This window comes from Bradyrhizobium sp. (assembly GCF_028868675.1).
Lineage (GTDB): Bacteria > Pseudomonadota > Alphaproteobacteria > Rhizobiales > Xanthobacteraceae > Bradyrhizobium.
Window position 1 is genome coordinate 1 of record NZ_JAGWUA010000158.1, and the last position, 11,468, is coordinate 11,468.

At 66.3% G+C, this 11,468-nt stretch carries 11 protein-coding genes; 3 read left to right on the forward strand and 8 right to left on the reverse strand.

Annotated elements, in window-relative coordinates; translation table 11 throughout:
* Nucleotides 1–5: 5 nt before the first annotated feature.
* The gene (locus KGM94_RS18570; protein WP_300262554.1) at nt 6–425 is read right to left on the reverse strand and encodes a GFA family protein; all 420 of its coding nucleotides are present in this window, start codon (nt 423–425) and stop codon (nt 6–8) included.
* A 195-nt stretch (nt 426–620) separates the two neighbouring features.
* Between KGM94_RS18570 and KGM94_RS18575 the strand changes: the two genes are divergently transcribed.
* Nucleotides 621–1,733: a helix-turn-helix transcriptional regulator gene (locus KGM94_RS18575; RefSeq protein ID WP_300262557.1), complete on the forward strand. Its 1,113-nt coding sequence runs from the start codon at nt 621–623 to the stop codon at nt 1,731–1,733.
* Nucleotides 1,734–1,804: 71 nt separating this feature from the next.
* Here the strand turns inward: KGM94_RS18575 and KGM94_RS18580 are convergent, their stop codons facing one another.
* From KGM94_RS18580 to KGM94_RS18600, 5 genes are all read right to left on the reverse strand, one after another.
* Nucleotides 1,805–2,761 carry a hypothetical protein gene (locus KGM94_RS18580; RefSeq protein WP_300262560.1) on the reverse strand — a complete coding sequence of 319 codons (957 nt, stop codon included), beginning with the start codon at nt 2,759–2,761 and terminating at the stop codon, nt 1,805–1,807.
* A 397-nt stretch (nt 2,762–3,158) separates the two neighbouring features.
* Nucleotides 3,159–4,124 (reverse strand): amidohydrolase family protein, encoded by a 966-nt coding sequence (locus KGM94_RS18585; protein ID WP_300262563.1) that lies wholly within the window; start codon nt 4,122–4,124, stop codon nt 3,159–3,161.
* Between the two features lie 106 nt (nt 4,125–4,230).
* A complete protein-coding gene (locus KGM94_RS18590; protein WP_300262565.1) occupies nt 4,231–5,661 on the reverse strand; it encodes a TolC family outer membrane protein in 1,431 nt (476 codons plus the stop codon).
* 181 nt (nt 5,662–5,842) lie between these two features.
* Nucleotides 5,843–6,622: an enoyl-CoA hydratase gene (locus KGM94_RS18595; RefSeq protein WP_300262568.1), complete on the reverse strand. Its 780-nt coding sequence runs from the start codon at nt 6,620–6,622 to the stop codon at nt 5,843–5,845.
* A gap of 100 nt (nt 6,623–6,722) precedes the next feature.
* Nucleotides 6,723–7,373 carry a hypothetical protein gene (locus KGM94_RS18600; RefSeq protein ID WP_300262571.1) on the reverse strand — a complete coding sequence of 217 codons (651 nt, stop codon included), beginning with the start codon at nt 7,371–7,373 and terminating at the stop codon, nt 6,723–6,725.
* 287 nt (nt 7,374–7,660) lie between these two features.
* Here KGM94_RS18600 and KGM94_RS18605 point away from each other — a divergent pair, with 287 nt between their 5' ends.
* Complete coding sequence (locus tag KGM94_RS18605; protein ID WP_300262574.1) at nt 7,661–8,206, forward strand: sigma-70 family RNA polymerase sigma factor; 546 nt, start codon at nt 7,661–7,663, stop codon at nt 8,204–8,206.
* A 2-nt stretch (nt 8,207–8,208) separates the two neighbouring features.
* Complete coding sequence (locus tag KGM94_RS18610; protein ID WP_300262577.1) at nt 8,209–8,847, forward strand: DUF1109 domain-containing protein; 639 nt, start codon at nt 8,209–8,211, stop codon at nt 8,845–8,847.
* 17 nt (nt 8,848–8,864) lie between these two features.
* Here the strand turns inward: KGM94_RS18610 and KGM94_RS18615 are convergent, their stop codons facing one another.
* Together KGM94_RS18615 and KGM94_RS18620 are read right to left on the reverse strand one after the other, a co-directional pair.
* A complete protein-coding gene (locus tag KGM94_RS18615; RefSeq protein ID WP_300262580.1) occupies nt 8,865–10,007 on the reverse strand; it encodes a DUF2336 domain-containing protein in 1,143 nt (380 codons plus the stop codon).
* 63 nt (nt 10,008–10,070) lie between these two features.
* Nucleotides 10,071–11,219 carry a GGDEF domain-containing protein gene (locus KGM94_RS18620; protein WP_300262583.1) on the reverse strand — a complete coding sequence of 383 codons (1,149 nt, stop codon included), beginning with the start codon at nt 11,217–11,219 and terminating at the stop codon, nt 10,071–10,073.
* Between the last annotated feature and the right edge of the window lie 249 nt (nt 11,220–11,468).

Here is an 11,468-nt window from a genome sequence, read left to right on the forward strand (position 1 = left end):
GTCGTTCAGACCGCAAGACCTTGCTGGCACTTTCTTGACCCCGGGTTCATGTGATCCCAGGGCTGCGCGCTTTCGGTGAAGATATCCATGGAAGGCTGGTATTGCGCGGGATCGGCGAGGCTGCCGGCTTGCAGGGCAATTACGTCCGGCATCCGCTCCAGCTTGAGCGCGACCTGGCTTCCGCAATTTGGACAAAAGCCGCGCTCGACGGCCTTGCCACTGTCGCCGATCTTGCGGTGATAGCGCAGCTCTCCGAGAAGTCTGAGCCCGTCCTTCGGCACCACGACCAATGGGGCATAGGCGCTCCCGCTCGCGCTCTGACAGGCCCGACAGTGACAGTTCAGCATGAGCACCGGATTGACGTTGGTCTCGTACCGAACGGCACCGCAGGCACATCCGCCTGAAAGACTGTGCGATGTCGACACGGAGTCCTCCTCTTACAGGTATGACGTTTGCAGAGACGGTTGGTGCAGTGCCGAAAGACGTGCGGCTGCCCCATGTCCGTTCCTCGGCTCGAAGTCTGTGCCCAAAATCCCGGCGTCGCCTCACCCATTCAGGTGAGGAGAGTTGTCACCGGGTTGCGGTACCTGTAGTTTCAACTTGCCGATGGAGGTGAGCAGATGCAGCCGCTTGCCAACCGATTTCTGGACGCGATCACGGGTGCCGAAAGCTGGCCAAGCGCCCTGGCAGGGATGGCCGACGGTTTCGGAGCCATGGAATCGCACTTCACCGTCTGGGATCGCGCGAAGGGGTGCGTCCTGTTTTCCGCGCGGGCAGGACGATTTCCTGCGGAGGCGAATGAACGGTACGCCAAATATTTTCACACCGTCGACACCTGCAGGGAGGCGCTCATCTGGTCCGAGATCGGCGAGGTCTTCCTGACCCAGGCCCATTACGGCGAAGCCTTCGTGAAAACGGAGATCTACAACGACTTCCTGCGGCCGCTCGGCGCCCGCTACGTCATAGGGATCAAGCTCGCGGAACGGGGTCCGGCGGTGTCGATGCTCCGCATCCATCGGAGTGCGAGGAACGGGCCCTATTCCGATCAGGACGTGCGTCGGCTGAAATCCATTTCTTCAAACCTGTCGCGTTCGGCGAATCTTTATTTCGATCGACTGCAGTTGGAAAGAAAGGCGGCACTCGCGACCGCCGCCCTGAATCAACTGAATGTCGGCGTCGTCGTGCTCAGCCCCGATCGGTGTATTGATCAAATCAATGCCGTGGCGGAGCGCATCCTGGCGAACAATGCCGTGGCAACCGTCCGCGCAGGCCGGCTCGTCTTCAGCGACATTCGGGTCGAGTGCACGATAGGGCGCCTCTTGAACTCGGCTGCGAGCGGACCGCCTGCGCGGGTCGACGCCGTTCGGAGTTTGCAGGTGGGCGAGTACGACGTATGTGCAGCACTCCTGGACGGTAGCCGTGCCCCCAAGGGTGGTGAAAAGGGTGATGAATTCCTCCTGCTCACCTTCGAGAAGACGCGCGGATGTGAAGATCTCCTCGATCAGATGAGAGGTGAGTTCGGGTTGACATATTCCGAGGCGGCTGTCGTCGATCAGATCGTGGGCGGACGCACCGTGCAGGAGGTCGCTACGGCAAATTCGGTCAGCCTCAACACCGTCAAGACCCATCTGAAAGCCGCGTTCGCAAAGATGAACGTTCACTCTCAGTCCGAGTTGGTGCGGCTGGCCCTGCGAGATCGAGAACGACGGAGTCCGAGGCAACCTTTCGCTTAGGCGTTCCCGGCAGGTCTCATTCGAAAGCGTTTGATGACACCAAGCGGCGTCAAACGTCCGGGTCGCGCCGCTCAGTGGAATCCAAATACGGGTCTGACCACCGGCGGCACATCGTGAATGATCGGCGCTCGCGGTTCGCCATCCCCGAGTTCGAGCCGCAAACCGAACTTGAGCTGAACGATGTCGTTCTGGTTGCGATAGATGAATCCGGGCGATCCCGGATTATCGAACGTCACGCTCGGCAGAAAGATGCGATTGACCTGGCTGAAGATCGCCAAGCGGTGTCCGGCGAACTGCCAGTCGGGCGGTTCGTACGCGGCGCCGATGCCCACATTCACGCCCGTGGCCCATGTGTCGACCGAGGTCACGGGACCGCTGAAGTTGAGCTTCTGGTCAAGCCTGACGAAAGCCGGACCGGCCTCTCCATAGATCAGGAAGTGAGGGGTTCCGACAAAGCCCAACTGCGCGTTCACGGATCCAATGACACCGGCGGTTTGTCCGAGAAAGAACCCGCCGGGGAACGTATGGCTGGTGTCCTGGTTGAGGACATCCACCGAAGCTGATGCCCCCACCAGAATGCCGTTGTTCCATGGCGCAAACAGATAGCCCGCGTTGAAGCCGAAACCCACCGTTTGGCTGGAATCCGAGAAGCGATTGGTGACGACATTCGTCATCTTGAATATTTCGGTCTGATCCAGCGCGCTGAAATTGCCGGAGACATTGCCGCTAATAAACCAACCGGCGAAGCTTGCGGTCGGGGGGCGAACGAGCGTTCCAACCGAGTAAAGTTTTGCAGGTTCAATCCGCCGTCCAACCGAATAGAGCTTGGCAGGCTCTTGTTGTGTGCGGATATTCGTCGTTCTCGGTTTACGAGAGCACCGCTCCGGCTGCGCAATGCCCCGGGATGCATAATCTGCCAACAGCGCAGCGCTACAGGACGCCGCCTCCGCGCGTGCCGGCGGCGCAGCTCGGGCGCGGGTGGCTAAGCCGACCAACGCGACAGACAGAGCCACGACGACGAACTGCATCCAGCGTGATATGCGATTCCCATCCATGGCCGCCCCCAAGGCACAAGAACGCCAACCCAGCAGGCTCCTCGGAGGAGAGGGGGGTCAAGCAGCGAATCGTCCGATTCCTGGCGGGTCGCGCCGAATTACGGAGTTTGTGGCGCCGCTGCAACAGGCGGACCTCCCCGCCGACGTCCGCCCCGGGGCACACATCATCTGCCGATCACAGTCGCGCCGGGATGATGGCATAGTACCCCTGATTTGCCCGACGCGTCAAGAGAAATTCGCGAAAAGCGAAATACGCCGACCCGCCTTGCGCCACTGTGCATGGGGTTGAACCGCAGATTTTGTTTCAGCGCCACGGAAGCCGGGGCTCCGCGAGAGCAAGTCCCGGCCAAAGCGAGTGCAATGGGCCGGCTCAGAACCCGTAGAGCCGCGCCGGGTTGTCGACTAGGATCTTCTTGCGGATCGCGGCGTCGGGCGCCCAAACCGGGAGCTGGTTGAACAGGCGGCCGTCGTCGATCTGGTAGAGCGGTGCGATGTCGGTGGCCTTGCGGCCCGGCACCTGGCTCGAATCCGGATGCGGCCAGTCGGTGCCCCAGACGATGCGGTCGGCGTTGGCCGCGATCAGCGCCTGTGCGAACGGCACGACGTCCTGGTAGTCGGGTGCGAGCTTTGAGGCGCGATAGGCGCCGGAGATTTTGACATGGGCCTTGCCGGACCTGACGAGGGCGACGAGATCGGAAAAGCCCGGCTGCTCGAGGCCGAGTGCGGCCTGCGCGCCGCCGAAATGGTCGAACACGACAGGCACCGGCGCGGCAGCGACGAGGTCCTTGATGCCGGAGATCACGGCTAGCGTGGTGTAGAGCTGCACGTGCCAGCCCCGCGTCTTCATGCGCTCCACGGCCGCGCCGAAGCGCGCCCGCGCCACGTTCGGATCGTTGATGCCGCCGGTCGCGAGATTGAGCCTGATGCCGCGAAAACCCTCCTGCTGCATCTTGTCGAGATCGCTCTCGCTCGTCTTGTCGTCGATCACGGCGACGCCACGCGCGGTGTTGCCGCGCGCCTTGATGCCGAACAGGGTCGCCGAATTGTCGGTGCCGTAGACGCTCGGCGTCACGATCACCACGCGCTCGATGTGCAGCGCCTTGTGCAGCGTGGCCATCTCCTCCGGGCTCGCGGGCTCCGGCGTATAGACGCGGCCGGCGAAGAACGGGAATTTTTTGGGATCGCCGTGGATATGGGTGTGGCAGTCGCAGGCGTGCGCAGGAACGTCGAAATTGACCGGCGTCGACGGCTGCGCGGCCCTGGCGTGGGCTTCTCCGCGCGTCATGGCCATTCCGGCCGCGACCGAGGCAAGGAGGACATTGCGGCGGCTGAGCATGGCTTCTCTCCTCCCGGGATTGCGGTTGCTTGAGCGAACTCAATACCACAATTGCCCGACCTCGCGTCGTCGAATTCGACAAGAGGCGTTCAGATGGAGTGCTCGATCACTGCCCCGACGGCGTGCGCAGGCCGTGCCAGGCGTCGCGCACCTGGTGATAGTGCACCTCGGGCAGATAGTCCGGCGTGTTGAGGTTCAGGGTCTTGACGTCGAGGTGGCCGACGGCGCTCAGCAGCGTGTAGGAGGCGATCACGCGGTCACGCAGCGCGCCGATCAGCCGCGCCTTGGCCTGGATCAGGTCGGCCTGCGAGTTCAGCACGTCGACGGTGGTGCGCTGGCCGCCGGCCGCCTCGCGCTGCACGCCCTGCAGCGCCACGGTCGCGGCCTTGACCTCGGATTCGGAAGCCGACACCGCGATCTTGGCGCCCTCGTTGGCGACCCAGGCGCTGACCGCCGCGGTGCGCGCCTGGTTACGGACCTGGTCGAGCACCAGCCGGCTCTGTGCCGTGACCTCCTTCGCCTGCCGGGTCTGCGATGCCGCCGTGCCGCCGTCATAGATCGGGGCCGTGACGTTGGCGACGATGGAGGCCTGGTCGGAGGCCCGGGCGCCCAGCAGCGGGTCGTTGTCGCGGCTCTTGCTGGCGCTGCCCTGCAGATTGGCGCTCGGGAGCAGGGCGCCCTCGGCGACGCGGATGTTGGTAGAGGCGACGTCGACGTCGAAGCCCGCGGCCATCACCGCCGGATGCTCGCGGATCGCCATCGCCATGGCGTCCTCGCGGCTGCGCGGCAGGTAGCGGTCGACGACCTCGGCGGGCCGAAGCTGCGCCGGCGCATTGCCGATCACCTGCGCGTAGGTCGCTTGGCTCACCGCGAGCGCGACCTCGGCGGCGTTGAGGTCGGCAAGACCGCGGTTGAGCCGCGCCTCGGCCTGTGCGGTGTCGGTCGGCGTGACGTCGCCGGCATTCAGCCGGCGCTGGGTGACGGCGAGCGTCTCCCTCAGGAACGCCACGTTGGAGCGCTGCGCCTCGACCAGCGACTGGTTGGCCAGCACGTTGGTGTAGGCGGTGACGGCGTCGAGCAGCACGCCCTGGCCGACATTGCGTAGCGCCTCTCGGCCGGATTGCACCTGCAGCTCGGCGACCCGCACGCTGTTGGCGGTCCGAAAGCCGTTGAACAGGGTCTGCGTCACCGTCACCCCGATCACCCAGGGTTTCAGGTTTCCGGTCTGGATGGTGTTGTCCGGCAGCAGGTTGCGGACCGATTGCAGGCCGGCGCTCAGGCTCGCCACGATCTGCGGCCGATAGCCGGCGAGCGCCTGCGGTACGTTCTCGTCGGTGGCGCGCTGCCGCGCCCGTTCGGCGTTGAGCTGCGGGTTGGTCTGATAGGCCTTTGCCAGCGCATCGGGCAGCGCCTCGGCCGAGGCGGCCGCAGGCAGGCCGCACGCGATGACCAGCACCGCGCAGGCGACGAGGACTGGAGCAACGCCCGATCGACGCCGCGTCCCCGCGCGACCAGTTCTGGCGGTCCGCCCGATCATGTGAATCCGCAAAACCCCGGCCCTGTCCGCCCCGCCGCCGGCGGCCCTCTTACCCTGTTTAACGACGGGCCGTCCCGCAGGCAAACCGCCGCGGGCAAAACCCCCATGAAATCCGTGCTTGTTGCAGGTTCGTCACAGCAAATCTGCAGGGTCGCGCTGCGCTTGCCCGGGACGACAGGACTTACCGGTTCTTGTTCACCGGCTTGCGCTTCTCGATGAAGGCCGCCATGCCCTCGGAGCGGTCTTCCAGCGCGAAGGTGGAGTGGAACAGGTTGCGCTCGACGTTCATGCCTTCCGCCAGCGTGGTCTCGAAGGCGCGGTTGACGGCCTCCTTGGCCATCGCGGCCGCCGGCTGCGACATCGCGGCGATCTTCTCGGCCGCCGCCATCGCCTCGTCCATCAGCTTGTCGGCCGGTACGATGCGGCTGACGAGGCCAGAGCGCTCGGCTTCGGCCGCATCCATCATGCGCCCGGTGAGGCAGAGATCCATCGTCTTGGACTTGCCGATCGCGCGCGTCAGCCGCTGCGTGCCGCCGATGCCCGGGATGGTGCCGAGCGTGATCTCGGGCTGGCCGAATTTCGCGGTGTCCGCGGCGATGATGATGTCGCACATCATCGCGAGCTCGCAGCCGCCGCCGAGCGCGTAGCCTGCGACGGCCGCGATCGTCGGCTTGCGGCAGCGCGCCACGCGGTCGCCGCCGATCGAGGCAAAGTCTTCCGAGAACATGTCGATGAAGCCCTTCGGCTGCATTTCCTTGATGTCGGCGCCGGCCGCGAACGCTTTGTCGCTGCCGGTCACGACGATGCAGCCGATTGCGTCATCGGCCTCGAGATCGTCGATCGCCGCCGCGATCTCGCGGAAGACTCCGAAGGACAGCGCGTTGAGCATCTTCGGCCGGTTCAGCTTGACGATGCCGACCGCGCCTTTGCTTTCGACGATGATGTGTTCGAACGTGCTCATGCTTCACCCACGCGTTTGATCGGGGGGCAATTTGCCCCTTGGCGCGATGGGCTTCAAGAGGCAGCGGGCGCGCGGGAAGCGCGCACCCCGCAGATGGCCGTCAGGCCATGAACATGCGCGCGGCGGAAGCGAGCGTCAGCAGCGCGCCGAAACCGATAAATATCTTGCCGATCAGGGAGGTCTGGTCCCAGGTCGAGCTTTCGCTGCCGCTTGCCGCCATCACCGGGGCCGGACGCGGCTGCGCGTCGGCGGCGGCGAGCACGGTCCTTTGCGCGGGCGGGGCCTCCTGCTGCAGGGCGCGGTCGACGTCGTTGAGCTGGTCGGAGGCGGTGACCTGGCTGTCGCCGCCCTGCGCCGCCGGAGCGGTATTATCGGCCGCCGCCTGGACGTTGTCGTTGGCGCGCGCGGTCATCGCGGTCGCTGTGGCGGCCGTCGGCGTGTCGGCAGCCGCGAACTGCGCGTTGGCGTTGGCGACCGTGGGCGGCATCGCGCTGGATGGCTGAGCGACGCGGTCGGCCAAGGTCGCGTCCTTCCTGCCGGCCTTGTCGTCGGATTTCTGCGCCGTCCTGCTGCTGCGGTGATGGGCGTAGTGGCGCCTGTGCTTGGTGTACTTGACCGTTTCGGCCGACTTGTCCGCGCTGTCCGATCTTGCGCCGGCGGGTGCGGCCGGCGCGGCCTGCGATGGGTCCCCGACGGACAGGAAAAACACGGCGGACAGAATCAACGCCGCACGCCCGGTGGCTCCAAACATGTTGACGATCTCCCCAATTCGCCCGTCCCGGCGCGAACAGAGACCCGGGGCCGTGACGACAGCGGGGCAGAAACAGGGAATCTTCGGGCTACACCGGGCAAAAGCGGGGCAATCGCCGCATGAAATGGGGCGCGACCCGTGTCAGCCGCCCGGATCGATGGTATGAGCCTGCCGGCCGGGATGCAGCGCAGGGGATCGCATCCGGACGCCGGATCACGAATCGGTGATTTCTTGCGTGCTGGCGTAACAAACTGAATGAACGGCCGAATTGCCTGGCGGGAGCGCGCGTGCGCGGACGTGACGACGAGTGGAGCGGCCTGATGCGCTCGGCCATGGCGGGGGACGATGCGGCGTATCATCGCCTGCTGAAGGCGGTGACGCCGGTGCTGCGGGCTGCCGCCAGGCGTGGCCTGGCACGGGCCGGGGCGCCGGCCGATCAATCCGAGGATATCGTGCAGGACATCTTGCTCGCGGTGCATCTGAAGCGGCACACTTGGGACAGCGAAGCGCCCTTCGCGCCCTGGCTGTTCGCGATCGCCCGCAACAAGCTGATCGACGCGCTGAGGCGGCGGGGCAGGCGGGTGTTCGTCAACATCGACGACTTTGCGGAGGTCCTGCCCGGGGAAGCGCGCGAGGAGACGGCCTCGGCGAACGAGGTCGCGGCCCAACTCGGAACCCTGCCGCAGCGCCAGCGCGACGTGCTGCAGTCGATCGCGGTCGATGCCGCCTCGATCAGGGACACCGCCGCCAAGTTCTCCATGAGCGAAGGCGCGGTGCGGGTGGCGCTGCATCGCGGGCTGGCCGCGCTGACCGCCAAACTGCGGGACAAGTGAGCATGGACACCGATCAACTCCTTCGCACGCTCGCCGCCGACAACGCCCGCCATGCGCCCCGCGTCGGCGCAGTGCTGATGCTTTCGCTGCTGGTTGCCGCGCCGTTGTCGATCCTGGTCTTCGTGACCTTCCTCGGCATGCGGCCGGACGTGATGACGGCGATCCACAATCCGTTCTTCGACCTGAAGTTCGCGGTCACCCTGTCGCTCGCGATCCCCGCGATCGTCGTCAGCCTGCATCTGTCGCGGCCCGAGGCCTTGATGCGCGGCTGGGGCTGGCTCCTGCTGATCCCGGTCGGGCTGCTCGCGGTCGCGATCGGCGGCGAGATGATGATGGGGCCCTCGATGCCGATGATGACACGACTCGTCGGCAAGAACTCCAGGGCCTGCCTGTCGTCCATCCCGGCGATGTCGCTGCCGCTGTTGGCGGGCGCCCTGTTCGGCCTGCGCCACGGCGCGCCGTCGCATCCGGCGCTGGCCGGCGCCATCGCGGGACTGCTGTCGGCGGGCCTGGCCGCGACGCTCTACGCGTCGCACTGCACGGACGATTCGCCCCTGTTCGTCGCGACCTGGTACACGCTCGCAACGGCGCTGGTGAGCGCGATCGGCGCGCTCGCAGGCGCGAGGGTGCTGCGCTACTAGACGCGGCGTCACCCGCCTCACGCCGCCGGTGTGGGGCTTCCCGTGCCCTGCTGCATGCGCTGGAAGCGCAATGCCTGCTGGGCGGTCGCGCTGCGCAATTGCTCGTAGGAATCGCGCAGGCTCAGGATGTCGGTCGGCTTGCCGCCGGACAGCCTGTCGCGCATGGCGATGATCGCGCGGACGCTCGGCCACGACAGCCCGGCGACCTTGGCGAGGATCATCACGCCCTCGGTGCGGCTTTCGATCATCATGGTCTCGGCGACCGTGACCGGCACGTTGGCGAGCGCCGCGAGCCCGGCATTGGTCTCGTCGAACTTGCCTTGCTCGGCGAAGATCGCGACCTGGCGCTCGTCGAGCCGGCCGTCGTCGAACAGCGACTTGACCAGCGCGCGCGCCATCTCGGTCTGCCGGGTGGTGGCCGCCGGCGCCGAGCGGATGCGCTGGGTCGCCTCCTGAACCGCTCTTGCGACCGCCTCGGCCTCGCCGGGCCTCGCCGCTTCGAGCGTCTTGCGCACGGCCGCGGAGGCCTTGACGACGAGCTTCAGGAAATGATGGCGCGGCAGGTCCGGGCGGAGTCCGACGCAGGTGGCGATGTCGTCGTCGCGCTCGGCGCGCTCGACCAGGTGGGTGAAGCCGCCCTCGGAAAACCGCGCGCCGGGATTGTCGGCCGCGGTGCGGATCACCGCGTCGTCGCCGCGCGCCAACAGCACGTCGGTGAGTGCGTCGCTCAGGACCCGCCGGGTCGCGATCGCGGCCAAATGCGCCTGGCTCTTGCTGCGTGCGACCTCGATCAGCGTCGCATCGTCCAGCCGCTCCGATTTCGACAGCACGGGGCCGGCGACCTCGATCACGTCGTCGAGCGCCAGCGTGCGCACGGTCTTCGGCGGTGCGCTGTCGATCGGTGCCAGGCGGTTGGCCAGCAGCGCCCGGGCCGAGGTCTCGATCTTGTCGAGCAGGCACTGGAAGACATCGTCGAACAGGGCGATCTGTTCGTCGGAATAGTCCACGGCGCCGTTGACGAAGAGGTCGGCGACGCGGCGCAGCGTCTCCACGCGGCGCGCCACGGTGCCGTGAGACAGCGTTGCCTGCAATTCGTCGAGGAGGTTCTCGGGTGCCTGGTCGGCGCTCTTGCCGGCCCCCATGCGAAATCTGGAAATCATGGCCCTGTCCTGGAGCGTTCGATCCGGCGCCGGCTTCTCCGCCGCCGGGAATGGAGTGATGGGTCAGCTCGTCGCAATACGATTGCGCCCTTGCGCCTTGGCGGAATAGAGCGCGCCGTCGGCGCGCGCGAGCAGCGTGTCGGCATTGTCGTTGTCGTGCAGTTCGGCGACGCCGGCGGAAATCGTTACCTGCATGCCCGGCGAGAAGGCGCTCCAGTCGAGGTCGGCGACGATCATGCGCAGCCGGTCGAGGACCCGCGCGGCGCCTTCGCGCTCGGTGCCGGGCAGCAGCAGCAGGAATTCCTCGCCGCCGTAGCGCCCGAAACGGTCGACCGGGCGGATGTTGGCGAAGATCGTGATGGCGAAGGTGCGCAGCACCTCGTCGCCGACCGGGTGGCCATGGGCGTCGTTGATGCGCTTGAACCAGTCGAGATCGATCAGCGCGACGGAGCAGGGCTTCGACGCGGTGCGGGCATTGGCGATCTCCTGGTCCAGATGGCGCATGATGCAGCCGCGGTTGAAGGAGCCGGTGAGCTCGTCGAGCTCGGCGAGTTCCTCGATGCGCCGGTAGGCTTCCTTGAGTTTCAGGCCGCTTTGATACAGCGACTGGCTGAGTCCGCTGGAGAAGATGCCGAGGAACATGCAGCGCCCGATGTTGAGCGCGAAGACCAGCATGGTGGCGAGCCGCTCGAGCCGGCCGTCCATCGGCACTGCGATCGGCTTGTCCGTGAGCAGGAAGACGAAGGCGAGCCCGAGTACCATCACGGTCCAGATCGCGGCGGTCTGTTGCGGTGCCGAGCGCAGCGCGCCGAAACCGAACACCGTGAACAGCGAGCACAGGAACACGACGCCGACTTCCGGCGCGTTGTAGGTGAAGGTAAGCATGATCAGCATGCTCACCGCCGACTGCGGCGCGACGAGATAGTGGTCGCGGAAGCGGTCGTTGATGCCGGTCTCCGATAACACCAGGTAGTTCGCGATCGACAGCAGCCCCGCGCCGGCATAGGCGAACGGGATCGTCGCCGCGATGATGCCGGCATGGGCGTACATGGCGAGAATGCCGGTATCCAAGAGGTAGCTGACCGCGACCATGGCCTGGATCTGGCGACGCTGCCTGGCCCGCCGCGCACGCACCTCGGCGGTCGGCTGCCGGCGCGCGGCGTCCAGTTCGGCCGCAGTCGGAACGAGGAACGGCGATGCCGCGGTGGCCATGGTCTCGCTATCGGTAAGACGTCGCTCGAAAATCTACGTGGCAAGCCTTTAGGTTTGGTATCCTTGCCCGCCGAATCCGGGAGCGCCATGGTGGCGACCGCCTTGATCGGCAACGGAAATTAGCCGGTGCTGAGATATCGCCGGCGATATGGCTGCTTGGCCCTGCGACCGGCGCTGCGCGAGGCTGTGCTATGGATTGGGGCTTGGCGAGGTCCGCCCGCGCCTGAGGGTCGGACCGCATGGGAATGT